This window comes from Methylobacterium sp. WL120, assembly GCF_008039465.1.
GTDB lineage: Bacteria > Pseudomonadota > Alphaproteobacteria > Rhizobiales > Beijerinckiaceae > Methylobacterium > Methylobacterium cerastii.
This window is the reverse complement of record NZ_VRUT01000062.1, coordinates 1-26,407: the sequence shown is the minus strand read 5'-3', so window position 1 is coordinate 26,407 and position 26,407 is coordinate 1. Positions and strand designations below refer to the sequence as shown.

The following is a 26,407-nucleotide window of genomic DNA, read 5'->3' as shown; positions in this document are numbered from 1 at the left end:
GCCGCCCCGCTCGCCCGCGCCCCGCGGATGCCGCAGATCCACGAGCTGCCGCCGATCGCCCAGACCCAGATCGCGGCAAGCCGCGGAGAGCATGTCGAGAACCACGGCGACACCAAGCGCACCAGCCTGCTCCGCCGCCTCGCGACCGTCGGCTTCGGCGGCCGCCGCGAGGAAGCCGAGCCGGCGCCCGCGCCCCGCGCCCAGCCGCAGGTCCAGGCTCCGATGCCGCCGGCCCCGCGGGTCCAGGCTCCGGTCGCCCCGACCTACCGCCCGGCGCAGGGCAACCTCGACGCGCAGGGCCGCATGGCACCCCAGCCGCGGATGATGGACGACGACCAGCTCGAGATCCCGGCCTTCCTGCGCCGCCAGGCCAACTGATCCGGCGATCCCCGAAGCCCCGCGGGCCAACGCCCGCGGACTTCATCGCGCGACGCGATTTCCGCCCCGGCACCCGTGCCGGGGCGTTTTGCGTTGCAACATGGAGGGGCCTATTTCCCGGGCGCCGCCGGTGATTTTCGTCGCAAAACCGCTCGACGCGGCCCCGTCCCGGCGTTCGGGCGGGGGGCGTGGTGCGCGCAGGACACAGCGCGAGCGCTTGGTTGTAGGCGTGTTAACCATTCCTTAACACGTTGAACCAGAACGATATTCCGGAGATCGCGGCGCGAGCGTGTCTGTAACACAGCGTAAGAAAGCGTGATTTGGCCGGGCTGTGCGCCGCAGCTATAAAAATCTCGAACGAATGAATAGCGGCGCGGTTTTCGGACCGACGCCGCACGCAGGGGCTTCAAGCAGCGGACGGATCGGAAGGCGTCGTCACAACGCGATACGCGCGGTGGCGTGGCCGGATCGCGGCCGAGGGCTAAGGAATGCGGACGAACCAACAAATAACACTCAAGGGCGCGGCCGTGCTGAGCGGCATCGGCGTCCATTCCGGAAACCCGGTTGCGATCACGCTGCGCCCGGCTTCCGCGAACCACGGTATCGCTTTCCTCCGCACCGGAATGGCCTCCGGCAACGACCGACTCATCAAGGCCCACCACGCCTGCGTCTCCGCGACCGAGCTCTGCACCGTGATCGGCGACGTCGATTCCGGGGCGGTCGCCACGATCGAGCACCTGATGTCCGCCTTCTACGGATTGGGCGTCGACAACGCGCTCGTCGAGATCGACGGGCCCGAGATGCCGATCCTCGACGGCAGCGCGCTTCCTTTCGTCAAGGCGATCGACGCCGTCGGCATCGCCCAGACCGGTACCGCCCGCCGCTGGATCAAGGTCCTCCGCCACGTCCGCATCGAGGCCGGCGCCGCCTTCGCCGAGCTCCGCCCGATCGACCGGGGCTTCCGCCTCGACGTCGAGATCGATTTCGAAAGCCCGGTGATCGGCCGCTCGCGCAAGGCGATGGACCTCACCGCCGCCGCCTACCGCCGCGAGATCGCGCCCGCCCGCACCTTCGGCATGATGAAGGACGTTGAGCGCTACTGGAAGGCGGGCTTCGCCCTCGGCGCGTCCCTCGAGAACACCGTCGCCGTCGGCGAGACCGACGTGGTCAACCCCGAGGGCCTGCGCTTCGCCGACGAGTTCGTCCGTCACAAGTTCCTCGACGCCGTCGGCGACCTGGCGCTCGCCGGGCTGCCGCTCCAGGGGGCCTACCGCTCCTATTGCGGCGGCCACCGCATGAACGTCGGCATCCTCGAAGCCCTCTTCGCCGACCGCGCGAACTACGCGATCGTCGAGGCGCAGGGGACCCGCCGCGAGACCGCGCTCGCCGAATTCGGCGCCGGGCTCGGCATCGCCGCCTTCGCCGGCGACCTCTGAGAGACCCTTCCGGCCTGCCGCCTCCGGGCGATGTGGCCTGCAAGACACAGCCGCCCGCCGATCCGCGCGGGCGCGGAACCGCCGCTTTCATGCCCGAATCTGCCGCCACGGTGAATCGTCCGTGAAGTGCGCGGCAGTCCGGGATGCGGTGGCCGCCCGGACCCGGTAGAGTGCCGGCGCCGACATGAACCCATGATGGCTCAACGGCGCTCCGAAGCGAGGACGCGCCCGTTCGGGGGAAGAACCGCCAATGCCTGTGACCCTTCGGACCCGCGGAGCGGCGGCGGCCGTGCTCATCACCGCCTTCGGCCTCGGTCTCGGCGGTTGCGACGCCCTCGACCCGACCAACCTGTTCGCCGAGAAGTACAAGCCCGAGGTCGTGCAGGATACGCCGGCCGACAAGCTCTACAGCGAGGGCTTGGCGAAGATCGAGGACAGCGACTACGAGGGCGCGGTCAAGAAGTTCGATTCCCTCGACAAGCAGTACGCCTATTCCGACTGGTCGCGCCGCGCGCTGCTGATGACGGCCTACGCGAACTACGAGGGCCAGAAGTACGACGACGCGATCACCGCCTCGAAGCGCTACCTGCAGCGGCATCCGGCGAGCAAGGACGCGGCCTACGCCCAGTACTTGATGGCGATGTCGCAGTACAAGCAGATCCCCGACGTCACCCGCGACCAGGACCGGTCCGAGAAGGCGCTCGTCGCGCTGCAGGAGCTCGTCCAGAAGTATCCGACCTCGGAATACTCCACCGACGCCAAGGCCAAGATCCAGATCACCCGCGACCAGCTCGCCGGCAAGGAGATGGAAGTCGGGCGCTACTACCTCGAGCGCCGCAACTTCCCCGCCGCGATCAACCGCTTCCGCGACGTGGTCAGCAAGTATCAGACGACCCGCCACGCCGAGGAGGCGCTGGAGCGGCTGACCGAGGCGTACATGGCGCTCGGCATCGTCGCCGAGGCGCAGAACTCGGCCGCCGTGCTCGGGCACAACTTCCCCGATAGCCCCTGGTACAAGGACGCGCACGCCCTCCTGCAGAACGGCGGCCTCGAGCCGCGCGAGGAGAAGGGCTCGTTCCTCAGCAAGATCTACACCTCGGTGATGGGCCGGACCGCGGCCGCCCAGTAGGCCGCCCGCGCATCACGACGGGACGCGAAAGCGCGGGCGGGGCTTCGGCTCCGCCCGTTTCGCATTTCGGGGGTGCGATCGGCCCGGCATCGGCCTACATGACGGCTTCGTATTTCCCGTAAAGTTTAGGGCACCCGTCCGGATCGACGGACGGGGAGCCGGAGGCACGAAGGCGCGGCATGCTGGTGCAGCTCGCGATCCGCGACATCGTCCTGATCGACAAGCTCGACCTGAACTTCGCCAGCGGGCTCAGCGTGCTCACCGGCGAGACCGGCGCGGGCAAGTCGATCCTTCTCGACGCGTTCAGCCTGGCGCTGGGCGGGCGCGGCGACGGCTCCCTCGTGCGCCACGGCGAGGCGCAGGGCGGCATCACCGCGGTGTTCGACGTCGGCCTCGACCACCCAGCCCGGCGGATCGCCGCGGAATCCGAGATCGACACCGAGGGCGACCTGATCCTGCGGCGCACGCAGATGGCCGACGGGCGCACCCGTGCCTTCGTCAACGACCAGCCCGTCGGCGTGCAGGTCCTGCGCGCGATCGGCGCGGCCCTGGTCGAGATCCATGGCCAGCATGACGACCGGGCGCTCGCCGACGTCACCACCCACCGCGCCATCCTCGACGCCTTCGGAGGCCTGAGCGGCCCGCTCGACGCGGTGGCGAAGGCGGCCAAGACGGTGAAGACCGCCCGCACGACGCTCGCCGAGCACCGCGCCCGGGTCGAGACCGCTCGCCGCGAAGCCGACTTCCTACGCCATGCGGTCGAGGAGCTGGCGGCCCTCGATCCGAAGCCAGGCGAGGAGGCGACGCTGGCCGAGCGCCGCACGGTGATGCAGCAGAGCGAGAAGGTCGCGCGCGAGCTGAACGACGCTTTGGCCGCCGTCGGCGGCTCGCATTCGAGCGTGCCACAGCTCTCCTCTGCCATCCGCAAGCTCGAGCGCCGCGCCGCGCAGCTGCCGGCGCTGGTCGAGCCCTGCGTCGCGGCGCTGGACGCCGCCCTCGTCGCCCTCGACGAAGCCCGCGCCGTCCTCGACGCCGCGGTGTCCGAGGCCGAGTTCGATCCGCGCGAGCTGGAGCGGGTCGAGGAGCGCCTGTTCGCCCTGCGCGCGGCCTCCCGCAAGTACGACGTCGCCGCGGACGACCTCGCGGCCCTGCGTGAGCGCTACGAGGCGGACGTGGCGGCGATCGATGCCGGCGAAGAGGCGTTGGCCGGTCTCGAGGCGACGCTGGCCACGGCCGAATCGGCCTACGCCAAGGCCTCGGAAAAGCTCAGCGCCGGGCGCCGCCGGGCGGCCAAGGCGCTTGACGCGGCGGTGCAGGCCGAGCTGCCGCCGCTCAAGCTCGAGCGCGCGCGCTTCATCACCGAGATCGTCACCGATCCCGAATCGCGCGACCCCGCCGGGATCGACCGCGTCGCGTTCTGGGCGCAGACCAACCCCGGCACCAAGGCCGGCCCGATGATGAAGGTGGCCTCGGGCGGCGAGCTGTCCCGCTTCATGCTCGCCCTGAAGGTGGTGCTCGCCGACAAGGGTTCGGCGCCGACGCTGATCTTCGACGAGATCGACACCGGCGTCGGCGGCGCGGTGGCGGACGCGATCGGCGCGCGGCTCTCGCGCCTGTCGCGGGACGTGCAGGTCGTGGCGGTGACCCACGCGCCCCAGGTCGCGGCGCGCGCCGTCACGCACTTCCTCATCGCCAAGGATGCGGTGAAGGGCGCCGGCCGCGTCGCCACCCGCGTCGCCTCGCTCCCCGTCGCCGCGCGGCGCGAGGAGATCGCCCGCATGCTCGCGGGTGCCACCGTCACCGACGAGGCCCGCGCCGCGGCGGCCCGCCTGCTCGAAGGCGCGGCCGTCTAGGGGGACGCTCCGACGATCCCCGCAAACCGTCGGTTAAGGTTAACACCTTCTTAACCATCGGGACCGACACTGATGCGATCCGGTGGCGACAGCGATTCGCGTACGCCGGCAACGTCCTACTTCGGGGGGGACCATGCATCAGGCCGCAGCCAAGTTCGAAGTCCTCCCGTCGCGCGAGGGCCTCGCGTCGCATCGCGGCGCTGCCAGCGTCGACACCCATCATCTCGGGCAGACCCTACGCACCGTCTATGAGGGCAGCGTCGACAAGCAGCCGATTCCGGACTCCCAGGTCGACCTGCTGCTGCGCCTGCGCCAGAAAGAACGCGACCTGCGCCGCAGCGCCTGAAGCGGGCAGGGGGCAAAGTCCGGGCCGCAAGGCGATCCGACGCAACCTTTCTGGCTCATCGCAGCGAGCCGTAAGGACGCCTCAAGCCATCTACCAGCGCTTGGCGCCCGGGCGCCGCTGATACTCGGCGGCGCGGATGCGCGTCAGCAAGCGGTCCAGGCTCATCAGCATCGAAGCCTCGTCGGCTCGGGCGCGCTCGGCCTCGCCGGGCTCGGTGCTGAAGTTCTGCCGCGCCTTCGCCAGGGCCAAGTCGCGCTCCAAGGCCTCGCGCTCGGCGTGGAGGGCCTGGAAGGCGCCGTCGTCGGGACGCGGCGCACGCGTCGGCGCCGCAGGCGAATCGTGGGGCACGGGAACGTCTTTCCGACCGGGCGAGCCGCGGCGGAATGCCGACGACCGAGCCCGGATCGAACGGAGAACGCGCGAACCCGGCAAAGCGTGCCATCGCCAAGCGATCCCGAACAGATCCCAAGCTGATTTCGCGGCGATCCCGGTCGCCGCGGCGCCGAAGCCGCCCATGTCATGCGGCTGTCATCTGCGTGTCCTAACCGCGGCGGTGTCGAGCCAGGCGGCTGCGGCCGCCGGACTGCCGGACGGCCGGCGCGATTCCGCACCTGCGGATCCGCGCCCCTCGGACGCGCTCGACGGATGACGGAGATCGATGTGAAACCCTTCACCTACGCGCTCGCCCTCGGCCTCGCGACGGCCCAGCTCGCCTTCCCGGCGCTCGCCGCCGACATCACCGGCGCCGGTGCGACCTTCCCGTTCCCGGTCTATTCCAAGTGGGCGGAAGCCTACCGCAAGGACACCGGCACCGGCCTGAACTACCAGTCGATCGGCTCGGGCGGCGGCATCAAGCAGATCCAGGCCAAGACGGTCGACTTCGGCGCCACCGACGCGCCGCTGAAAGGTCCGGCCCTGGAGAAGGACGGCCTCGTCCAGTTCCCGACCGTGATGGGCGGTGTCGTCGCCGTCGTGAACATCCCCGGCATCGAGCCGGGCAAGCTCAAGCTCACCGGCGACGTGATCGCCGACATCTACGCCAACAAGATCACCAAGTGGTCCGACCCGAAGATCGCCGCGCTGAACGACGGGCTGAAGCTGCCCGACGCCAACATCACCCCGGTCTACCGCTCGGACGCGTCGGGCACGACGAACATCTTCACCACCTACCTCAGCCAGGTCTCGGAGGGCTGGAAGAAGGAGTTCGGCGCCGCCACCACCGTGAGCTGGCCCGCCGGCCAGGGCGGCAAGGGCAACGAGGGCGTCACCGCCACCGTCAAGCAGGTCCCGAACGCCATCGGCTACGTCGAGTCGGCCTACGCCAAGCAGAACAAGCTCAGCTACGCGCTGATCCGCAACAAGGCCGGCAAGTTCCCGCAGCCGGACGACAAGGCGTTCCAGGCCGCCGCCGCCAGCGCCGACTGGAAGAGCCAGCCCGGCTTCGGCATCACGCTCACCGACCAGGCGGGCGAGGATGCGTGGCCGATCACGGCCGCGACCTTCATCCTCGTCCACAAGGAGGCCGCCGACCCGGCGAAGTCCGCCGACGTGCTGAAGTTCTTCGACTGGGCCTACAAGAACGGCGACAAGCTCGCCTCCGACCTCGACTACGTTCCGCTGCCGGACGCCGTCGTCGGCCTGATCCACGAGGAGTGGAAGCAGGTGAAGGGCAAGGACGGGAAGCCCGTCCTCGGCATGTGAGGCCGACGGCGCGGGGCGGACTCCACCGCGCGCCTCGATCGTCGACTCGTCGGGGGGGCCCCCCGACCCCCGAGCGGACCGGCTTCCTCCCATCCGGTCTCACTCCCATCCGGTCTCACTCGCATCCGGTCTCGCCCTCGCGCCCGGCCGCACGGCGCGCTACCACCCCAGACGGTGAAAAGAACCGCGGATGACCGCCTTGACCGAACAGATCGCCCTGACGCGCTCCGGCACGAGCACGCGCTCGCGAAAGGGGCCGAGCAAGGGCCTCGACGCCCTGTTCCGCGCCGCCTCCTACGGTTCGGCCCTGCTGGTGCTGGTGGTGCTCGCCGGCATCCTCGGGTCGATCCTCTACGGCGGCTGGCCCGCCTTCCGCGAGTTCGGCTTCGGCTTCCTCACCTCCAGCGCCTGGAACATCGGCACGGAGCAGTACGGCGCCCTCGTCGCCGTCACCGGAACCCTCGCCTCGGCGCTGCTGGCCCTGGTGATCGGCGTGCCGATCTCGCTCGGCATCGCGATCTACCTGACGCAGCTCTGCCCCGGCTGGGCGCGCAAGCCCGTCGGCATGACGATCGAGCTGCTCGCCGCGGTGCCGAGCATCATCTACGGCATGTGGGGCCTGTTCATCTTCGCCCCATTCTTCGCCCGCTTCGTGCAGATGCCGGTCTCGAACGTCGTCGAGAGCCTGCCGATCGTCGGGACGCTGCTCTACGCCCGCGTGCCCTCGGGCGTCGGCGTGCTCACCGCCGGCATCATCCTGGCGATCATGATCGTGCCGTTCGTGGCCTCGATCGCCCGCGACATGCTCGACCAGATCCCGACGATCCTGCGCGAGAGCGCCTACGGCATCGGCTGCACCACCTGGGAGGTGGTCCGCCACGTCCTGCTGCCGCAGGCCTCCGTCTCCATCATCGGCGCGATCATGCTCGGCCTCGGCCGCGCCCTCGGCGAGACCATGGCGGTGACCTTCGTGGTCGGCAACGCCAACCGGCTCTCGGCCTCGGTGTTCGACCCCGGCTCGACCATCGCTTCGCGGATCGCCAACGAGTTCAACGAGGCCGACGGCCTGCAGCTGAACTCGCTGATGGCTTTGGGCTGCATCCTGTTCGCGATCACCTTCGTCGTCCTGATCATCGCCCGCTTCCTGACGCGCCGCGTCAAGGTCGCCTGAGGGAGCCCGTCGTGGACGCCAACAACACGATCCGTCCCGCGCCGGCCCTCAAGCCGACCCGCATCCGCGGCAGCCGCCGGGTCGCCGACCGCACCCTGCGCCTCGCCTGCCTCCTTGCCACCGTGCTCGGCGCTGTCGTCCTCGGCTCGATCCTCCTGATGCTGATCATCGAGGGCGCGCGCGGGTTCTCGCCGCTGCTGTTCACCCAGCCGACGCCCGGCCCGGGCTCGGAAGGCGGCGGCATCGCCAACGCCATCCTCGGCAGCCTGGTGCTCACCGGCATCGGCATCCTCGTCGCCACGCCGATCGGCCTGATGGCCGGCACCTACCTCGCCGAGTACGGCCGCGGCTCGAAGCTCGCCGAGGTGATCCGCTTCCTCAACGACATCCTGCTCTCCGCGCCCTCGATCCTGATCGGCCTGTTCGTCTACACCCTGATGGTGCGGCCGATGGGGAGCTATTCGGGCTGGGCCGGCGGCGTGGCGCTGGCGATCATCGCGACGCCGGTGATCGTGCGCACCACCGAGGACATGTTGCGCCTCGTCCCCGGGACGCTGCGCGAGGCCGGCGTCGCGCTCGGCGCCCCGATGTCGACGGTGATCCGCAGCGTGACGTGGCGGGCGGCGTCGGCCGGCATCGTTACCGGCATCATCCTGGCGCTCGCCCGCATCGCCGGCGAGACCGCGCCGCTGCTGTTCACGGCGCTCAACAACAACTCTTGGTTCAGCCGCGACCTGATGGGCGGCGTCGCGAACCTGCCGGTGATGATCTACCAGTTCGCGCTCTCGCCCTATCCGAACTGGCAGCAGCTCGCCTGGGCCGGCGCGCTCCTGATCACCATGACGATCCTGCTGCTCTCGGTCGTCGCCCGCTTCGTCATCAAGCCGCAGACCGCGCGCTGATGTCCATGGGGACCCTGAACCCGCCGCCGGCACCCACGAGGAACACGACGATGAACGCCGCCCCCGCGATCAGCGCTTCCCAGTTCGACGGCCGGAACCCGGCCGACGAGCACGCGCCCATCCGCATCGCCGCCAGGGAGCTGAACTTCTATTACGGGCAGTTCCACAGCCTGAAGAACATCAACCTCGACTTCCACGACCGCCAGGTCACCGCCCTGATCGGCCCGTCCGGCTGCGGGAAGTCGACCCTTCTGCGCACCTTCAACCGGATCTACAGCCTCTACCCGGAGCAGCGCGCCGAGGGTCAGGTGCTGCTCGACGGCCAGAACGTGCTCGACGCCAACGTCGACCTGAACGAGCTGCGCTCGCGCATCGGCATGGTGTTCCAGAAGCCGACGCCGTTCCCGATGTCGATCTACGACAACGTCGCCTTCGGCCTGCGCCTCTACGAGAAGCTGCCGAAATCCGAGCTCGACGGCCGCGTCGAGTCGGCCCTGCGCAAGGCCGCCCTGTGGGACGAGGTGAAGGACAAGCTCAAGCAGTCCGGCATGGGCCTCTCCGGCGGCCAGCAGCAGCGCCTGTGCATCGCCCGCACGGTGGCCCAGAGCCCCGAGGTGATCCTGTTCGACGAGCCGACCTCGGCCCTCGACCCGATCTCGACCGGGCGCATCGAGGAGCTGATCGAGCAGCTGCGCAGCGAGTTCACGATCGTCATCGTGACCCACAACATGCAGCAGGCCGCGCGCATCTCGCAGTTCACCGCCTTCATGTATCTCGGCGAAGTCATCGAGGTCGGTCCGACCAACCGCATCTTCATGAACCCGACCGTGCGTCAGACCCAGGACTACATCACCGGCCGCTTCGGCTGAGCCGCATACGGATCGATCGAGGACCAAGCCCATGCCCGGCCACATCGTCACGTCCTACGACACCGACCTCGAGGACCTGCGCCGCTCGATCTCCGAGATGGGCGGCGTCGCCGAGAAGATGATGACCGAGGCGACCGACGCCCTCGTTCGCCGCGACACCCAGCTCGCCCAGGCGGTGATCCTCGCCGACAAGCGCCTCGACACCCTCCAGCGCGAGATCGAGGAGCGCTCGGTGCTGCTCATCGCCCGGCGCCAGCCGATGGCGATCGACCTGCGCGAGACGATCTCGGCGATCCGCGTCTCGGGCGACCTCGAGCGCATCGGCGACCTCGCCAAGAACATCGCCAAGCGCGTCGTCGCGATCAGCGACCAGGCCCAGGCGCAGAAGATCGTGCTCGGCGTGCAGCACATGAGCGACCTGGTGCAGGAGCAGCTCAAGGACGTGCTCGACGCCTATGCCAGCCGCGACGTCTCGGCGGCGCACAACGTCTGGGAGCGGGACGGCGAGATCGACGCGCTCTACAACTCGCTGTTCCGCGAGTTGTTGACGTACATGATGGAAGATCCGCGCAACATCTCGTTCTGCACGCACCTGCTGTTCTGCGCCAAGAACGTCGAGCGCATCGGCGACCACACCACCAACATCGCCGAGACGATCCATTATCTCGCCACCGGCGAGAACCTCGCCGGCGACCGCCCGAAGAACGACGCGTCGAACTACGCGACGGTGACGCCCGGCGCCTGAGACGCCTGTCGGCGTCTCACGGCGGCCAAGGAAGTCGGGCGGCCCGCCCGGGAGTGCCCTGCATGCGTACGCGGATCCTGATCGTCGAGGACGAGGAGGCGCTCACCACCCTCCTGCGCTACAACCTCGAAGCCGAGGGCTTCGAGGTCGATTCCGCAGCCCGCGGCGACGAGGCCGAGCTGCGCCTGCAGGAGCAGGTGCCGGACCTGATCCTGCTCGACTGGATGCTGCCCGGCCTCTCGGGGATCGAGCTGTGCCGCCGGGTGCGGGCGCGGCGCGAGACGGCGTCCCTGCCGGTCATCATGCTGACGGCGCGCGGCGAGGAGGGCGACCGCATCCGCGGCCTCGGGACCGGGGCCGACGACTACATCGTCAAACCGTTCTCCGTGCCGGAGCTCCTGGCCCGGGTCCGCGCGCTGCTGCGCCGGGCCAAGCCGACCCATGTCGCGAACCTCCTGGAGGCCGGCGACATCGAGCTCGACCGCGACAGCCACCGCCTGCGCCGGGCGGGCAGCGAGATCCACCTCGGGCCGACCGAGTTCAAGCTGCTCGAATTCCTGATGCAGAGCCCCGGCCGGGTCTATTCCCGCGAGCAGCTCCTCGACGGCGTCTGGGGCCACGACGTCTACATCGACGAACGCACCGTCGACGTGCATGTCGGCCGCCTGCGCAAGGCCCTGAACCGCACCGGCGAGACCGACCCGATCCGCACCGTCCGCGGTTCGGGCTACGCCTTCGACGAGACGTTTTCGGGCGAGGATTAGGGCACCTTCGTTCCCGCGCCCGCGAGCCCCGCGCTGCGGCCCGTCGCCGTCACGGCGTCCAGCGCGCTCAGCACCGTGCCCTCGGTGAGGATCTGCGGCAGCACCGTCGGCTCGCCTGGCCCTGCGTAGAGCAGGTAGAGCGGCACGCCGCTGCGGCCGTGTCGCTCGAGCAGGCGGGTGATCTCCGGATTCTGGTTGGTCCAGTCGCCCTTGAGGTAGGTGACGTCGCGGGCGCGCATCGCCGCGCCGACCGCCGCCGTCCCGAGCGAGGTGCGCTCGTTGACCTGGCAGGTGATGCACCACGCCGCGGTCATGTTGACGAAGACCGGCCGGCCGCCGGCCAGCAGCGCGTCGAGGCGCGCCTGCGTGAACGGCTCGACGCCCTCGGCCCTGGCCTGGGCGCCCGGCGCGATCCGGTCGCGGTCGAGGGTGAGGGCGAGCGCCGCCACGCCGACGACGGCGAGCACCGCGAGGCCGCGGGCGAGCTGCGCCCGCACCGGGCGCGCGTCGCGGCCGAGTTCCCACGCCCAGGCGGAGAAGCCGAGCAGCACCAGTCCGAGCAGCGCGGCGAGCAGGCCCTGCGGCCCGACCTGCTGGGCCAGCACCCAGACCAGCCAAGCGACCGTGGCGTAGATCGGGAAGGCCAGCGCCTGCTTCAGCACGTCCATCCAGGCGCCCGGGCGGGGCAGGGCGCGGAGCGCCGCCGGCCACAGGGTCAACGCCAGGAAGGGCAGGGCGAGGCCGAGGCCGAGGCTCGCGAACACCACGAGGCCGGCGGCCGTCGACTGCGTCAGCGCGAAGCCCACCGCCGAGCCCATGAAGGGGGCGGTGCAGGGCGTCGCCACCACGGTCGCGAGCACGCCGGTGAAGAACGAGCCTTCGAGCCCGGCCCGCCGGGTCAGCCCGTCGCCGAGGCCGGCGAGCCGCCCGCCGAGGTGGAGCATGCCCGACAGGCTCAGGCCCATGGCGAAGAGCAGGTAGGCCAGGGCGGCCACCACGGTGGGCGATTGCAGCTGGAAGCCCCAGCCGATCCCGGCTCCCCCGGCCTTCAGCGCGATCAGCAGCGAGGCCAGCACCAGGAACGCCGCCAGCACGCCCGCCGTGTAGGCGAGCCCGTGCAGGCGGACCCGCCCCGGCGCCTCGCCGGAATGCTTCACCAAGCTGAGCACCTTGATCGACAGAACCGGGAAGACGCAGGGCATCAGGTTGAGGATCAGGCCGCCCAGCAGCGCGAGGCCGGCCGCGGTCCAGAGCGTCAGGGTCTCGGCCGGCTCGGTGCGCGGGATCGCCGGCGCCACGCTCGGCATCGCGCTGCCGGCCGCGAGCGGCGCCTCGTCGCCCAGCGCGAAGGCCTGGCGGACGAGACCGTCGCCGGTCTCCTCCTCGATCGCCAGCACGCCGGGCAGGCTCTCGGGCGCGGCGTCGGTGGGCGTCGCGCGGGTCAGCGTCAGGTGGAGGCCGGCCGCGTCCACGGTGAAGGGCTGCGGCGCGGCGTTCTCGATCGCCGTCTCGGAATAGGGAAAGAACGCCACCGCGCGGAGCCTGTCCGCGGCGAGGCCCGGCGCGTCGAGGTCCAGGGCGAGGCGGTCGCCCTGGCTCGACAGCCGCACCGGCCACGGCGAGGCCTTGGGCAGGGCGGCGCGGGCACGCACGAACAGCGCGGCGTTGGCCGGATCGGCCGCGGCCTCGCGGGCGACCGGCAGGGTCAGGGCGAGGTCGGCCGAGCCGGGGATGCATTCCTTCTCGCACACGAGATAGGTGAGCTTGCCCGCAAGCGTCACGGGGGCTGCCGGGTCGAGGCTCGGCGGCGGCGTCACCCGCACGAGCAGGATCGCCTCGCCCTCGTAGCCGAAGTTCATCAGCGTCGCGATCGGGATGCGGTGCGGTGCCGGCCACTGGATCGCCGAGGCCGAGAAGCCGGCCGGCAGCGTCCAGGTCACCTCCGGCGGCAGGCCCGAATCGCCGGGGTTGCGCCAGTAGACGTGCCAGCCCGGCTTCATCGCCATGCGGATGGCCACGGTGAACGGCGTGGCGCCGGCCACCGCCGCAGGCTCCGCCACGAGGCTCGCCCGCACGAGGTCGGCCGGCGGCTTGAAGCCCTGGGCCGCGACCGGCCCGGCGAGCAGCGATAGGAGGAGAGCGAGAAGACGCAGCATGCGGTCCCTTCGCGCGACCGTCCACGACGGTTTCACGCTGCTCTCGTCATAGGCGCGAACAGGCGGAGGGTAAAATCGCGACGGCGCGTCCGGGTGCCGCGCGGAGGATCGATCCTGGGTTCAGAGTGCCGCCGTCGCCCGCTCCAGCCAGGCTCGCGTCTCCGGGTCGAGGTCCGGTTCGAGCACGTCGCGGACGTGGGCGTGGTAGGCGTCGATCCAGGCGCGCTCGGCCGGGCTCAGCATCTCCGGCACGATCAGGCGGCGGTCGTAGGGGGCCAGCGTCAGGGTCTCGAAGCCGAGCACCGGGCGTTCGCCGCCGGGCACCTCGCGGGGCTCGACGAGGACGAGGTTCTCGATGCGGATGCCGTAGCCCCCGGCGCGGTAGTAGCCCGGCTCGTTGGAGAGGATCATCCCCGCCTCCAGGGCGACTGTTCCGGTCTTGGCGATGCGCTGCGGGCCCTCGTGCACCGAGAGGAAGGCGCCGACGCCGTGGCCGGTGCCGTGGTCGAAATCGAGGCCGGCCTCCCACAACGGCAGGCGCGCCAGGGTGTCGATCTGCGCGCCTGTTGTGCCCTTGGGGAAGACCGCGCGGCTAATGGCGACGTGGCCCCGCAGCACGCGGGTGTAGCGATCACGCATCTCCGCGCTCGGCGCGCCCACCGCGACCGTGCGGGTGATGTCGGTGGTGCCGTCGGGGTATTGCGCGCCGGAATCGATCAGGAACAGCTCGCCCGGCTCCGCCCGCCGGTCGGTGGCGCGGGTGACGCGGTAATGCACGATCGCGCCGTTCGGCCCGGAGCCGGAGATCGTCGGGAACGAGACGTCGCGCAGGTCGCCGCCGTCCGCACGAAAGTCCTCCAGCGCCTCCACCGCGGCGACCTCGGTGACGTGGCTCTGCCCGTCGAGCCAGGCGAGGAAACGCACCACGCTCGCCCCGTCGCGCCGGTGCGCGGCGCGGGCGCCGGCGATCTCGGCGGCGTTCTTTACCGCCTTCATCGCGGTGATCGGGTCCGGGCCGAAATCGGGGGTGCCGCCCACCGTCGCGACGCGCTCCTTCAGGGCGGCGGCGCCGGTGGCGGCGTCGAGGCGCACGCGCTTGCCGGCGAGCTCGCCGAGCGCCGGCTCGAAGTCGTCCCGCGAGGCGATGTCGGCGACCGGGGCGAGCGCCGCCAGCGCCTCCTCCGTCACGTCGTGCGACACCAGGAACAGCCGCGGCCGGCCCTCGCGCGGCAGGATGGCGTAGCCGAGCGCCAGCGGCGTGTGCCCGACGTCGCCGCCGCGCAGGTTGAACGCCCAGGCGAGGTTGTGCGGATCGGAGATCACCAGCGCGTCGCACTGGCCGGCCTCCAGCTCCACGCGGATGCGCGCGATCTTGTCGCTCGCGGTTTCGCCCGCGAAGTCGAGCGGATGCGCGATCACGCGGCCCGAGGGCGGCTTCGGGCGGCCGGCCCAGACCGCGTCCACCGGGTTCTCCGACAGCGCCTTCACCGAGGCGCCGGCCTTGGCGGCGGCACGCTCGAGGCGGGCGACCCCGTCGGGGGTGTGCAGCCACGGGTCGTAGCCGAGCACTGCGCCGCGCCGCAGGGTCCGGCCGATCCAGGCCTCGGCGGTGCTCTCGGCGAGGGGAACGACCGTGACGACGCCCGGGTCGACCTGTTCCGGTGCCTGGATGGTGTAGCGCCCGTCGACCATGAGTGCTGCGGAATCGGCCAGGATCACGGCGGTGCCGGCCGAGCCGGTGAAGCCGGTGAGCCAGGCGAGCCGCTCGGCGTTGGCCGGGACGTATTCGGATTGGTGCTCGTCGGCGCGGGGCACGACGAAGCCGTCGATTCCAGCCTCGCGCAAGGCGGCGCGGAGGGCGGCGACGCGCTCAGGCCCCTTGCGGTGGCTCGGGTCGTCGAAGGTCTGGAATCGGGTGCGGGTCATGCGCCCAGGGTATCGCCGGCGGCACCCCGCGGGCAACCGAACGCGGGCCGTCCGCCTCGGATTGGGCTCAGCGCCGGGCGGACCCGGCCAGCGGCCGCTGCGCCGCCCCGCCGCGGCGCAGCACCAGGGCGACCCAGCCCTCGATCGTCCCCCGCGAGGCGAGGTGGAAGCCCTGGTGGCGGTAGGCCGAGAGCACGCCGGCCACGTCGCGCTCGATCAGCCCCGAGAGCACCAGCACGCCGCCCTCGGCCACCACCGCCGAGAGCGTCGGCGCCAGGCCGCGCAGGGGGCGGGCGAGGATGTTGGCGAAGACGACGTCGAAGTGGCGCGTCCGCGCCGCCATGGCGTTGCGCACCCCCGGGCCCTCGTAGAGCTTGAGGTAGGGCCCGAGCCCGTTGGCGCGGGCGTTGGCGCGGGCGGTGCGCACCGCCTCGCCGTCGAGGTCGCCGGCGATCACCGGGCGGCGCAGGGCCTTGGCGGCGGCGAAAGCGAGGATGCCGGTGCCGGTGCCGACGTCGAGCACCCGGCCGGGGCGGCCACGCTTGAGCACGTCCACCAGGGCCTTGAGGCAGCCGAGCGTCGTGCCGTGGTGGCCGGTGCCGAAGGCCAACGCCGCCTCGATCTCGATGGCGAGCTCGTTCGGCCGCACGGTGTCGCGGTCGTGCGAGCCGTGGATTCGGAAGCGTCCGGCGCGCACGGGCACGAGGCCTTCGAGCGAGGCGCGGACCCAGTCCTTCTGGTCGACGGTGCGGAACTCGGCGGCGTCCGCCTTCGCGCCGACCACGGGGCGGATCAGGTCGCGGATGTAATCTTCGTCCGGCGCGTCGGCGAAGTAGGCCTCGAGCCGCCACGTCACCCCGTCCTCGGACTCGAAGGCGGCCACCGCCGTCTCCGTCGGGTCGAACATCTCGCCCAGCAGGTCGGTCATCGTGCGCGCCGACCGCTCGTCGGTCATCAGCTGCAGGACGTGGGTCGGGCGGTTCGGGTGCAGGCCTTCGAGCATGGCCGCCTCTACCACCCTCGGATCGGAGCCGCCACAAGCGGATCGAACCGCGGCAAAACCGCCTGGGAATGCGGCAGATTGTTCACGCGTTCATCATATCGACCCCCGGAACCGGCTTCGGCGTGCAACGGTTTCGGTCAGGCCACCACGTCGCCACTCCGCATTGTCATCCGAGTCGTTCGTTCATCGAGGGTGCGTCCGCGTGACCAAGTCGAGACCTTCCGTTGCCCGGCCGGTCGTCCTCAACGGCCTCGCCCGGCGCCGGCGCCAGCCGGCCCGGCCGCGCGACGCCCTGCTCGGGGCCGAGGCCCTCGAGACGCCGCTGCCGGGCCGGCTCCTCGTGCTGCTGAGCCGCCTGCACCGCGCCGAGGAGGCGAAGCCCGGCACGAAGGACGAGACCGGCGCCTGAGCCGCTTGCGCGCCGCGCATCCCCCGTCCAAGGCTGCTTATCGAGCGGCCGCGACGGTCCGCGGCGCCTCCCGGACCGGACGACCCATCCTTGCTCGACCTGACGCCCGACGAGTGGACCGCCGTGGCGCTGAGCCTGAAGGTGGCCGCCGTCGCGACGCTCGCGAGCCTGCTGCCGGGGATCGCCGTGGCGTGGCTTCTCGCCCGGCGGCGGTTTCCCGGGCGCGCCCTGCTCGACGGGCTGGTCCACCTGCCGCTGATCCTGCCCCCCGTCGTCACCGGCTACCTGCTGCTCCTGGCGCTCGGCCGGCGCGGGCTCGTCGGCGGGTGGCTCGCCGAGGTGGGGATCGTGTTCGCGTTCCGCTGGACCGGGGCGGCGCTCGCCTGCGCGGTCATGGGCTTTCCCCTGATGGTGCGGGCGATGCGCCTGTCGATCGAGGCGGTGGACGCCCGCCTCGAACAGGCGGCCGCGACGCTCGGCGCCCGGCCGCTGGCGGTGTTCCTCACGGTGACCCTGCCGCTCAGCCTGCCCGGCATCCTCGCCGGCGCGGTGCTCGCCTTCGCCAAGGCGATGGGCGAGTTCGGCGCCACCATCACCTTCGTCTCGAACATCCCAGGCGAGACCCAGACCCTGCCGGCGGCGATCTACACGCTGACGCAGGTGCCCGGCGGCGAGGCCGGGGCGCTGCGCCTCACGCTGATCTCGGTCGCCCTGTCGATGGCCGCCCTGCTGCTGTCCGAACTTCTGGCCCGCCGCATCGGGCGGCAATTGGGGGCGGGGTGACGGGGATGCTGCGATCCCACCCCGACTCACGCATAGGCATACGGCCCGCCGCGCTCCAGCGCGCGCCGGTAGGCCGGGCGGGCGTGGATGCGGGCGAGCCAGTCGGTCAGGCGCGCGCCGGCGCCGGTGCCGCGCGCGGCGAAGGCTTCGAGCGGGAAGCTCATCTGGATGTCGGCGGCGGTGAAGGCGTCGCCGCCAAACCACGGTCGGTCGGCCAGCGCGCCCTCCCAGTAGGCGGCGTGGTGGCGCAGCTCCGGGTCGACGAACTTGGCCGTGACCGCCTTGGCGATCCCCCGCACCAGGGGGCGCACCAGCGCCGGGCTGCCCGGCGCGAGGCGCGAGAAGACCAGCTTCAGCAGGAGCGGCGGCATCGCCGAGCCTTCGGCGTAGTGGAGCCAGTAGGTGTAGCGGCGATGCTCTTCCGTGCCGGGGGCAGGCACCAGGGCGCCGCCGCAGCGGGCGGTGAGGTATTCGACGATGGCGCCGGATTCCGCCACCGTCACGTCGCCGTCGGTGATCACCGGCGACTTGCCGAGTGGGTGGATCGCCCTGAGTTCCTGCGGCGCCAGCATGGTCTCGCGGTCGCGGGCGTAGCGCTTCACGTCGTAGTCCAGGCCGAGCTCCTCGAGCAGCCAGAGCACCCGTTGCGAGCGGCTGTTCTCCAGGTGGTGAACGGTGATCATGCGCGGCCTTCCGTGAGGGTGTCGTCGCACAACGCGGGGACGCCGCGAAGGAGCCGGCCGGCATGACGATCGCCGTCGCCGTCGCCCTGCGCCGGGGCGCGTTCACGCTGGACGCCGCCTTCGAGGCCGGGGCCGGGCTCACCGCCCTGTTCGGCCGCTCGGGCTCGGGCAAGACCACGCTGATCGACCTGATTGCCGGGCTGAGCCGCCCCGATCGCGGCCGCATCGTCGTCGCCGGCGAGACGTTGGTCGACACGGAGCGGCGCATCGCCCTGCCGGTGCATCGGCGCCGGATCGGGCTGGTGTTCCAGGACGCGCGCCTGTTCCCGCACCTCAGCGTGCGGGGCAACCTCGGCTACGGTCGGCTCTTCTCCGGCCAGAGGGCGGACCGGGCCGAGCACGACGCGGTGGTCGACATGCTCGGCGTCGGCCACCTGCTCGACCGGCGGCCGGCGGGCCTCTCCGGCGGCGAGCGCCAGCGCGTCGCCATCGGCCGTGCGTTGCTGGCCAAGCCCCGCCTGCTGCTGATGGACGAGCCGCTGGCGGCGCTGGACGAGGCGCGCAAGGGCGAGATCCTCCCCTACATCGAGCGGCTGCGCGACGAGGCCGGCATCCCGATCGTCTACGTCAGCCACGCGGTCGGCGAGGTGGCCCGGCTCGCCAACACCGTGGTGGTGCTGGAGGCCGGCCGCGTCGCCGCGTGCGGCCCGGCCGAGGCGATCCTGCGCCGGGCCGACCTCGTCCCGGTCCACGAGGCCGAGGCCGGCGCGCTCCTCGACATGACCGTTGCCGGGCACGACCCGGAACCCGGCCTGACCCGGCTCGAAGGCGCGGCCGGGCGGCTGCTCGTGCCGCTGCTGCCGCGAGCCGTCGGCAGCGCGTTGCGGGTGCGGGTGCCGGCCCGCGACGTGCTGGTCGCCACCGCGGTGCCGATCGGCCTCAGTGCCCGCAACGTGCTGTCCGGCCGGGTCGCCGCGCTGATCCCGGACGGGCACGCGGTGATGGTGGAGATCGCCTGCGGCGGCGCGGTGCTCGCCGCCCGCCTCACCGGCGCCGCCGTCCGAGACCTCGACCTCGCGGTCGGCCGCCCCGTCCACGCGGTGATCAAGAGCGTCGCCCTCGATCCCGCAGGGATGGGCGGGCGCCGGGCGATCGAGATCTGAGGCACTTTCGCGCGAGACGGACGCCGGCTCGCGCGAAGGTCATACGGCTGCACGGCGGGTTCGATCGCCTTCCATGATCCGAAGATCGCGGAACAGGCTCTCGTGGCGGAGGATCAACCCGCGATGTCGTTCGTCCTCGACCCGACGCAGCCGCAGAAATCGCTTCGTTCGGTTGGAAGCGAGCGTTCACGGAATGTCAGTTCACGTGTTTTCGGCCCAGTTTCCGCACCTGAGCCGACATCTTTATAGGATAAAAGTCATATTTAGTGAACCCGATCAGTCGAAATGACTGTAACAAATGTTTAATTCGATTTGATTACCGTGACATGTTGCTTCTTCGCAATGCGTGGATTCCATTGAGCTGAAGTGATGATCGGCATCGACGCGAGCGAACAAGCATTCGGTCTTCAAGGCCCGGCCTCTTCAGACACCAGAGTGGCGGGCGCTTTGGGACTCGTACAGGCCGCCACCTATGCTTTCATCACCAACGACAGCAGCGGTCGTATCACCTTCGTGAACGATGCGGCCGAGGCGCTCTTCGGATACGGACCCGGCGCGATGCTCGGCCAAAACATCGATGTCGTCGTTCCCGAACGGTTTCGCGCCAGCCACGCGGCAGGTTTGGCCCGCATGGTCCGTAACGAGCCCTCCCGGATGGCCGGCCGAACGATCGAGGTCACGGCGAGACGTTGCGACGGCAGCGAGTTTCCGGCCGAATTCACGTTGTCGATCTGGAGAGACCGCTTCGGCCTCGGCTTCGGGGCGATCATGCGCGACATCTCGGAATGGCGCGCCCGCGACGCGCATCTGGTCAGGCTCGCGCATCACGACACGCTCACCGGGTTGCCCAACCGCGCCTCCTTCGAAGAGACGCTCGACGCGCGGCTCGTCGCCGGTCAGGCCACGTGCGTCCTCATGCTCGACCTCGACGGGTTCAAGGAGGTGAACGACAGTTGCGGGCACGGCACCGGCGACGCCGTCCTCCAAACCCTCGCCATCCGTCTGCCGGCCTGGCTCGGTGCGGATGCGATCCTCGCGAGGTTCGGCGGCGACGAGTTCGCCGTGATGCTGCCGGGCGCCACCGATCCACTGAAGGTCGCAGCCGGTGCCGCCGCGCTTCTCGAAGCCTTCGCGGCACCGTTCTGCGTCTTAGGTCATACCTTCCATCTGGGCGTCAGCGTCGGAGGGGCCATCAGCCCGACGCAGGGCCTGTCGGCGGGCGAACTCGTCGGCAACGCGGACTTGGCGCTGTTTCGCGCAAAGCAGGACGGCAAGCGTGTCTTCCGCTTGTTTCAGCCCGAGATGCGGAGCGCGCTGCTTTCGCGGCTGGCGATGCAGTCGGAGTTGCGCAGGGCGGTCGCGGCCGGCGAGTTCGTGCTCCACTACCAACCGCAGGTGGCGCTCGAGAACCGGTGCATCAACGGGGCCGAGGCCCTCCTGCGGTGGCGGCATCCCGAACGCGGGTTGCTGTATCCGGGCGCCTTCCTGCCGCAGCTCGAGGAGCACCCCCTGGCCCTCGAGGTCGGACGCTGGATCCTCGACGAAGCCTGTCGGCAGGCGGCGGCCTGGCGCGACGCCGGGCTCCCGATCCGGAAAATGGGCGACAACCTGTTCACCGCCCAGGTCCGGTCGGGGACGCTGACCTCGGACGTCGCCGACGCGCTCCAGCGGCACCGGTTGAGCCCGGAGATGCTGGAGCTGGAAATCACCGAAACGATCTTCCTGAAGGTCGACGAACCTGTCCTTCGCCCGTTTCGCGACCTGCATCGTCGCGGAGTCGGCATCTCGTTCGACGATTTCGGGACCGGCTACGCCTCGTTGAGTTCGCTCAAGCGTTTCCCGCTGACGCGCCTCAAGATCGATCGGGGATTCGTCCGGGACCTGATGACCGATCAGCACGATGCGGCGATCGTGCGCTCCATCATCCAGATCGGGAACGACATCGGGTTGCACATCATCGCGGAAGGGATCGAGACCGCGGACCAGGAGGCGCGGCTGCTCGAAATGGGCTGCAGGCAGGGTCAGGGATTCCTGTACGCAAAGGCGCTGCCGGCGGCGCAGTTCGAGGATCTCCTCCAGGGTTCCGGTCCCCGCCAGAAGATCGCGAGCTGATTGACGGGGGGAAACCGGCAAGCTGCTCGGCGTTCACGGCTTCCGGGCGTTTGCAGTCGGTGGCGAACGACGGGTTTCGACCCTCACGCCCGCCCGTCGACGAAGGCGCGCATCAACACGTGGGCGATCGCCATCGGCGGCGGGGCGAACAGGTCGTCCGGGTGGCGGCGCTCCAGCATCGCCAGCACCTCGGCGCGGTCGAACCAGCGGGCGTCGGCGAGTTCGGTGGGGTCGGTGACGATGGTCTCGTCGAGGGCCTCCGCCGTGCAGCCGATCATCAGCGAGGACGGGAACGGCCAGGGCTGCGAGGTGTGGTAGGCGACCGAGGACACCCGCACCCGCGTCTCCTCGTAGGACTCGCGCGCGACCGCGGCCTCGATCGTCTCGCCCGGCTCGAGGAAGCCGGCGAGGCACGAGTACATCCCCTCCTTGAAGTGCGGACCGCGCCCGAGCAGGCAGCGTTCGCCGCGACGGATCAGCATGATCACCACCGGGTCGGTGCGCGGAAAGTGGTGGGCGGCGCAGGTCGGGCATTCCCGCCGGAAGCCGCCTGCGCGGAACAGGGTCTGCGTGCCGCAATTGGCGCAGAAGCGATTGCGCCCGTGCCAGCCGAGCATCGACTTGGCGGTGGCGAGCAGGCCGAGCTCCTGCTGCGGCACCGCGCCCTCGGTGGCGACGGTGCGCAGGTCCAGCGTCCGGAAGGTGTCGTCGGCATAGGCCTCGGCCGCCTCGGGAGCCGCGACCGCGGCGAAGATCGGTCGCCCCTCGACGTGCCCGAGGAAGATCCGCTCCTGGGTGATCAGCGGGTTCGCCCGCGCGCCGTCCTCGGCACAGAGGATCGCGCTGCCGCCGCGCAGCACGAGCGCGTCGCCGGCCATCAGCACGAGGCCGGTGTCCGGTGTGTCGGAGGCCGGCACCGCGTCCTCCGGTTGCTCCGAGGAATGGCGGACGAGCCGGCTCTGCGTGAAGCCGAGCGTCGCGAACGGATCGGGCATCGCCACCTCAGGCTGCTGCGAACTGGGCGCCGGCGCGCTCGGCGAGCTGCGCGCGGGCGTGATGCGGATAGGGCTTGCGCGTCTCGAAGCCCCAGACCGGGCCGGGCCAGGCCGGATCGGACAGGAAGCGCCCAACAACGTGGACGTGGAGCTGCGCCACCACGTTGCCCAGCGTCGCGACGTTGACCTTGTCGGGCTTGGCCAGCGCCTGCATCACGCCCGTGGCGAGGTGCACCTCGCGCCAAAGTGCGGCCGCGTCGTCGGCGGCGAGGTCGGTGAGTTCGCTCAGCCCGGGCCGGCGCGGCACCAGGATCAGCCACGGGAAGCGTGCGTCGTCCATCAGCAGGACGGAGCAGAGGCCGAGGTCGCCGACCGGCACGGTGTCGGCGGCGAGCCGGGGATCGAGGGTGAAGTCGGTCATGCGGGCGATGTAGCGCGGGCGACCCGCCCGGCGCCATGCCTTCATCGCTGGCCTGCGATCAGAGGTCGCCGGTCTGGGAGGGCGGCCGCCGTCGCGTCGTGCGGGATGTCACAAGGTCGGCTCGGTCCCCGACCGGCCGACGGCGACGAGGTCGGCGTTGACGACGCCCTCGGCATCCTTGCGGGCGAGCACGACCACGTCGGCCCCGGGGACCAGCAGGGCCTTCTCGCCCGGCGCGATCTGCGCCGTCGGCGTGCCGGGCGGGATGGTGAAGGTCTTGCTGCCGCCCTCGTAGACCAGCTCGACCTCGCGCGGCGCATCGAGCGAGAGCCCGCCGATCCAGCCCGCGGTGAGCCGCGCGTCGGGGGCGGCGTCCCAGGGCTTGGTGCCGGCTTCGAAGCCGCGCTCCGACGGCGAGTAGATCGCGACCTTGATCGGCTTCGGCTTCCCGTCGGGGCCGGGCACCGACACGATGCTGACGTAGCTCTCCGGCTTGATGTCGCGCAGCCGCCCGGCGGTGGCGATGAACAGGCGCGTCTTGACGTTCATCAGCACGGTGACCGTCTCGCCGTCCGGGCGCCGGATCCGCACCGACTCGGCGTCGCGGGCCTCGACGGTGCCGTGGTAGCGGGCGACCGATTCCTTCGGTTGCGGGGCGGAGGTCGGGGCCTGCGGGGCCTGGGCCTGCGGGGCCTGGGCCTGCGCCGCGACGGAGGTCGCGCTCAGCGCGAGCGCGATCAGACAAGCTCGGATCACTGTGGTCAGCCCTCGATCGACCGGCACGGCCCGGCTAGGCGCGAACGCCGGGCGTACGGCCGAGGTTCCGGCCATGACGCCGCGACGCCGCTCAGTGCGCCATCAGCATCGGCAGGTCGGCGTGGGCGAGGAGGTGGCTCGTCGGCCCGCCGAAGATCATCTGCCGCAAGCGGCTCTGGGTGTAGGCGCCCTTGATCAGCAGGTCGGAGCCGAAGGCCTTGGCCTCGGCGAGGAAAGTCTCGCCCGGCGTCCGGCGCCCGGCGGGGAGCGCCCTGTGCTCGGCCGCCACGCCCTCGCAGGCGAGCGAGCGGGCAAGGTCCTCCGCGCTCGGGCCCGGCACCGTGCCGCCCTCGACGCTGAGCACCAGCACGCGGGAGGCCGCCCGCAGCAGCGGCATCGCGAAGGCGACCGCCCGCGCGGTCTCGGTCGAGCCGTTCCAGGCGACGACGATGGCGTCGCCGAACCGCGTCGGCGGGGTCGGCGGCGCCACCAGGATCGGGCGGCCGCCCTCGAACAGGGCCGTCTCCAAGGTGGTCATGCGCGGCGTGCCGTCGGCGGCGCCCGGGCGGCCGACGACGGTGGCCGAGAACAGGCGCGCGTATTGCCCGAGGAAGGCGTCGCCCGCGGGCACGTCCTGGCGCCAGCGGTAGCGGGCGCCGGCGCCGGCGACGTTCTCGGGAACGCACAGGCCGTCGCGGGCGTGGCGCGGGATGCCGGCCGCATCCATGAAGGCGACGAAGCGCCCGCCGGCCTCCTCGGCCTCGGCCCGGTCGGCCTCCTCGTCGCGCAGCCAGGTCATGCCGCCGACCAGATCGACGGGCACGTACTCGGCGAGTGCCGGCCGCAGGGACACGCCCTCGATCAGGCTGCCGAAGCGCTGCGCCACGAGGCGCGTCGTCTCCAGCACCGAGGGCAGGGCGTCGTGGAGCGCGATCGGCACCAGAAGGGTCTTCATCGCGTCGCCTCGCTTGGGGTTCGCCATCGTTGGGGCGACGCTAATGCGGATCGCGGCGGCGGGAAACTCGCCGTCCCCCGGCGCTCACACGGTTTTCGGACTCGGATCGGGCGCCGGATCGAGGCGCGCGCGGGCCAGCCGCGTCATCGGGCGCTCGACGAAGGCGTGGACGAGGAGCGCCGCCGCGACGCTGGCCGCCAGCATCAGGGCGAGCGCGGCCCAGGGGTCGAGCAGGGCCGCGAGGTTCGCGCGCACCAAGACCTCGCGCAAGGCGCGCAGGGCGAAGGGGTGGACGAGGTACAGCGCGTAGGAGGCGTCGCCCAAAGCGGCGAGCGCCGACACGATCGACGATCGCCGCCCGCCTTCCGCCCGCGCATGGCCGAGCGCGGCGGCGGCGACCAGGCAGGCCGCCGGGATGCCGAGGGCGAGCGGGCGCCAGAATCCGTCGAGGTCTGCGCTTCCTTGCGCGGCGCGCCAGAGCAGGCCGAGCCCGAGGAGCGCGAGCGCCGCCCGCGCCGGCTGCCCAAGCCTCAACCCCTCGCCGCGGGCCAGCGCGATCAGGGCGCCGAAGGCGAATTCCAGCATCACCGGATTCGACCAGAAGGCGAGCGGCACCGAAGCGGGCCGCAGCCATGCCCCCGCCAGAACGATTCCTGCGAGCGCCGCCACGAGCCACGCCACACGCGGCCGTCGGCCCCAGCCGAGCCCGACCGCGAAGAGTGCGTAGAAAGCCATCTCGCAGTTCAGCGTCCAGCCGAGGCCGTAGACCGGCTGCACCGCGCCGTCCGCCCGCGCGGCCGGCCAGAACAGGAACGCGGCGACGACCGAGCCGGCGTCGAGCGGTCCGCCGGCGCCGCTGAGGGCGGCCGGCGCCGCCATCCCGACCGCGAGGTAGAGGGCGGTGACCAGCCAGTAGAGCGGCACCACCCGCGCGATCCGGTGGGCGAGGAAGCGTCGCCGGCCGTGCGGCCCGGCGGCGTGGGGAGCGGCCGCGTGGACGATGATGAAGCCAGAGATCACGAAGAACACGTCGACGCCGCCGGCCCAGGGCAGCAGCGCGCTCGGCGCGAAGGCCTGGCCGGTCCGCTGCGCCAGCGCGGCCGCCTCGGATTGCGCATGGTGCATCACCACGAGCAGGGCCGCCGCCGCGCGCAGGATCTGGATCGCGATGAGCTTCACAAGCGGCGGCCTCGCGGCGGACGGGACGGCGCAGGCATGGCCGCTGTCGCGAGGGCGATCAAGCGCGCAGGTCGGCGCCGCCGCCCCGGCAAGGTCAGCCAAGACCAGAGGAACCATGGGCGATCGTCATCGTTGGTCCAGTGAAGTGCTGCCGCCGTCCGCATCGGTTGATTCCGGTCCGGGCGATGCAACGATGACGGCTTGCACGCTCACCATTCGTGACCAGAGGTTTTCAATGCTGAAGAAGTACGCAGTCCTGTCCGCCCTCGCCGTCGCCGTCTCGACCCCCGCCATGGCCCAGGGCTTGAGCGATTTCCGCCTGCAGGCGCTCCAGGCGAACGCCTTCGAGATCCAGTCGAGCCAGATCGCGCTGTCCAAGTCGCGCAACCCGCAGATCCGCACCTACGCCCAGGAAGCGATCCGCGACCACCGCTCGGCCAACGTCGCCCTCGTCGGCGGTGACCGCAACTACGTCGCCGCGCAGGGCGGTGTCGTGGGCGGTCCGGTCGACGGCCTGATCGGCGCGCCGCTGGCGGTGGCCGGTGGTGCCGTCGGCGCCGCGACCGGCGCGG

Annotated in this window: 25 protein-coding genes and 1 pseudogene; 16 read left to right on the top strand and 10 right to left on the bottom strand. The window is 71.3% G+C overall.

Annotated features, from left to right (window positions below):
- The 5 genes and pseudogenes from FV229_RS13405 to FV229_RS13385 all read left to right on the top strand — a co-directional run.
- A pseudogene (locus tag FV229_RS13405) lies at positions 1-378 on the top strand (cell division protein FtsZ); the annotation flags it as partial.
- 488 nt (positions 379-866) lie between these two features.
- Positions 867-1,814, top strand: coding sequence for a UDP-3-O-acyl-N-acetylglucosamine deacetylase (gene lpxC / locus FV229_RS13400; RefSeq protein WP_147752460.1), 948 nt, complete (start codon positions 867-869; stop codon positions 1,812-1,814).
- Positions 1,815-2,064: 250 nt separating this feature from the next.
- Positions 2,065-2,943 (top strand): outer membrane protein assembly factor BamD, encoded by an 879-nt coding sequence (locus tag FV229_RS13395; protein WP_147752459.1) that lies wholly within the window; start codon positions 2,065-2,067, stop codon positions 2,941-2,943.
- 179 nt (positions 2,944-3,122) lie between these two features.
- Positions 3,123-4,796 (top strand): DNA repair protein RecN, encoded by a 1,674-nt coding sequence (recN, locus tag FV229_RS13390; protein ID WP_147752458.1) that lies wholly within the window; start codon positions 3,123-3,125, stop codon positions 4,794-4,796.
- A gap of 133 nt (positions 4,797-4,929) precedes the next feature.
- The gene (locus FV229_RS13385; RefSeq protein ID WP_147752457.1) at positions 4,930-5,142 is read left to right on the top strand and encodes a hypothetical protein; all 213 of its coding nucleotides are present in this window, start codon (positions 4,930-4,932) and stop codon (positions 5,140-5,142) included.
- A gap of 90 nt (positions 5,143-5,232) precedes the next feature.
- Here FV229_RS13385 and FV229_RS13380 read toward each other — a convergent pair whose 3' ends face one another.
- Complete coding sequence (locus tag FV229_RS13380; RefSeq protein WP_147752456.1) at positions 5,233-5,490, bottom strand: hypothetical protein; 258 nt, start codon at positions 5,488-5,490, stop codon at positions 5,233-5,235.
- 312 nt (positions 5,491-5,802) lie between these two features.
- On the opposite strand from FV229_RS13380, the gene pstS reads away from it, so the two are divergent.
- From pstS to phoB, 6 genes are all read left to right on the top strand, one after another.
- Positions 5,803-6,843, top strand: a complete 1,041-nt coding sequence (gene pstS / locus FV229_RS13375) for a phosphate ABC transporter substrate-binding protein PstS (protein WP_147752463.1) — start codon at positions 5,803-5,805, stop codon at positions 6,841-6,843.
- Positions 6,844-7,033: 190 nt separating this feature from the next.
- Positions 7,034-8,014 carry a phosphate ABC transporter permease subunit PstC gene (gene pstC / locus FV229_RS13370; protein ID WP_147752455.1) on the top strand — a complete coding sequence of 327 codons (981 nt, stop codon included), beginning with the start codon at positions 7,034-7,036 and terminating at the stop codon, positions 8,012-8,014.
- Between the two features lie 11 nt (positions 8,015-8,025).
- Positions 8,026-8,916, top strand: coding sequence for a phosphate ABC transporter permease PstA (gene pstA / locus FV229_RS13365; RefSeq protein ID WP_147752454.1), 891 nt, complete (start codon positions 8,026-8,028; stop codon positions 8,914-8,916).
- 50 nt (positions 8,917-8,966) lie between these two features.
- Positions 8,967-9,785, top strand: coding sequence for a phosphate ABC transporter ATP-binding protein PstB (pstB, locus tag FV229_RS13360; protein WP_147752453.1), 819 nt, complete (start codon positions 8,967-8,969; stop codon positions 9,783-9,785).
- A gap of 31 nt (positions 9,786-9,816) precedes the next feature.
- Positions 9,817-10,530 carry a phosphate signaling complex protein PhoU gene (gene phoU / locus FV229_RS13355; protein WP_147752452.1) on the top strand — a complete coding sequence of 238 codons (714 nt, stop codon included), beginning with the start codon at positions 9,817-9,819 and terminating at the stop codon, positions 10,528-10,530.
- Positions 10,531-10,592: 62 nt separating this feature from the next.
- Positions 10,593-11,294 carry a phosphate regulon transcriptional regulator PhoB gene (gene phoB, locus FV229_RS13350; protein ID WP_147752451.1) on the top strand — a complete coding sequence of 234 codons (702 nt, stop codon included), beginning with the start codon at positions 10,593-10,595 and terminating at the stop codon, positions 11,292-11,294.
- Here phoB and FV229_RS13345 read toward each other — a convergent pair.
- From FV229_RS13345 to FV229_RS13335, 3 genes are all read right to left on the bottom strand, one after another.
- Positions 11,291-13,450, bottom strand: coding sequence for a protein-disulfide reductase DsbD domain-containing protein (locus FV229_RS13345; RefSeq protein WP_147752450.1), 2,160 nt, complete (start codon positions 13,448-13,450; stop codon positions 11,291-11,293). The two genes, phoB and FV229_RS13345, sit on opposite strands and share 4 nt — an antisense overlap.
- Positions 13,451-13,570: 120 nt before the next feature.
- Positions 13,571-15,376, bottom strand: coding sequence for an aminopeptidase P family protein (locus FV229_RS13340; protein ID WP_147752449.1), 1,806 nt, complete (start codon positions 15,374-15,376; stop codon positions 13,571-13,573).
- 67 nt (positions 15,377-15,443) lie between these two features.
- Positions 15,444-16,379 carry a 50S ribosomal protein L11 methyltransferase gene (locus FV229_RS13335; RefSeq protein WP_147752448.1) on the bottom strand — a complete coding sequence of 312 codons (936 nt, stop codon included), beginning with the start codon at positions 16,377-16,379 and terminating at the stop codon, positions 15,444-15,446.
- Positions 16,380-16,581: 202 nt separating this feature from the next.
- Between FV229_RS13335 and FV229_RS13330 the strand changes: the two genes are divergently transcribed.
- Both FV229_RS13330 and modB read left to right on the top strand, forming a co-directional pair.
- Positions 16,582-16,788, top strand: coding sequence for a hypothetical protein (locus tag FV229_RS13330; protein ID WP_147752447.1), 207 nt, complete (start codon positions 16,582-16,584; stop codon positions 16,786-16,788).
- 90 nt (positions 16,789-16,878) lie between these two features.
- Positions 16,879-17,571: a molybdate ABC transporter permease subunit gene (gene modB / locus FV229_RS13325; protein ID WP_147752446.1), complete on the top strand. Its 693-nt coding sequence runs from the start codon at positions 16,879-16,881 to the stop codon at positions 17,569-17,571.
- A 26-nt stretch (positions 17,572-17,597) separates the two neighbouring features.
- On the opposite strand, the gene FV229_RS13320 is transcribed toward modB, so the two are convergent.
- Positions 17,598-18,254, bottom strand: coding sequence for a glutathione S-transferase (locus FV229_RS13320; RefSeq protein ID WP_147752445.1), 657 nt, complete (start codon positions 18,252-18,254; stop codon positions 17,598-17,600).
- A 62-nt stretch (positions 18,255-18,316) separates the two neighbouring features.
- Between FV229_RS13320 and modC the strand changes: the two genes are divergently transcribed.
- On the top strand, positions 18,317-19,417 hold the full coding sequence (gene modC, locus FV229_RS13315; RefSeq protein ID WP_147752444.1) for a molybdenum ABC transporter ATP-binding protein: 1,101 nt from the start codon (positions 18,317-18,319) through the stop codon (positions 19,415-19,417).
- Positions 19,418-19,786: 369 nt separating this feature from the next.
- On the top strand, positions 19,787-21,529 hold the full coding sequence (locus FV229_RS13310) for a GGDEF and EAL domain-containing protein (protein WP_147752443.1): 1,743 nt from the start codon (positions 19,787-19,789) through the stop codon (positions 21,527-21,529).
- Positions 21,530-21,612: 83 nt separating this feature from the next.
- Here FV229_RS13310 and nudC read toward each other — a convergent pair whose 3' ends face one another.
- From nudC to FV229_RS13280, 5 genes are all read right to left on the bottom strand, one after another.
- On the bottom strand, positions 21,613-22,524 hold the full coding sequence (gene nudC / locus FV229_RS13305; protein ID WP_147752442.1) for an NAD(+) diphosphatase: 912 nt from the start codon (positions 22,522-22,524) through the stop codon (positions 21,613-21,615).
- Positions 22,525-22,531: 7 nt separating this feature from the next.
- Positions 22,532-22,945, bottom strand: a complete 414-nt coding sequence (locus FV229_RS13300; protein ID WP_147752462.1) for an HIT domain-containing protein — start codon at positions 22,943-22,945, stop codon at positions 22,532-22,534.
- Positions 22,946-23,053: 108 nt separating this feature from the next.
- On the bottom strand, positions 23,054-23,776 hold the full coding sequence (locus FV229_RS13295) for a hypothetical protein (RefSeq protein WP_187275140.1): 723 nt from the start codon (positions 23,774-23,776) through the stop codon (positions 23,054-23,056).
- 16 nt (positions 23,777-23,792) lie between these two features.
- Entirely contained in the window at positions 23,793-24,656 is an 864-nt protein-coding gene (locus tag FV229_RS13285; protein WP_147752441.1) for a universal stress protein, read from the bottom strand.
- Between the two features lie 84 nt (positions 24,657-24,740).
- A complete protein-coding gene (locus tag FV229_RS13280) occupies positions 24,741-25,835 on the bottom strand; it encodes an acyltransferase (protein ID WP_246688183.1) in 1,095 nt (364 codons plus the stop codon).
- Between FV229_RS13280 and FV229_RS28085 the strand changes: the two genes are divergently transcribed.
- On the top strand, positions 25,825-26,407 hold a 583-nt coding region (locus FV229_RS28085; protein ID WP_246688182.1), incomplete at its 3' end, for a DUF4142 domain-containing protein. The genes FV229_RS13280 and FV229_RS28085 overlap by 11 nt on opposite strands.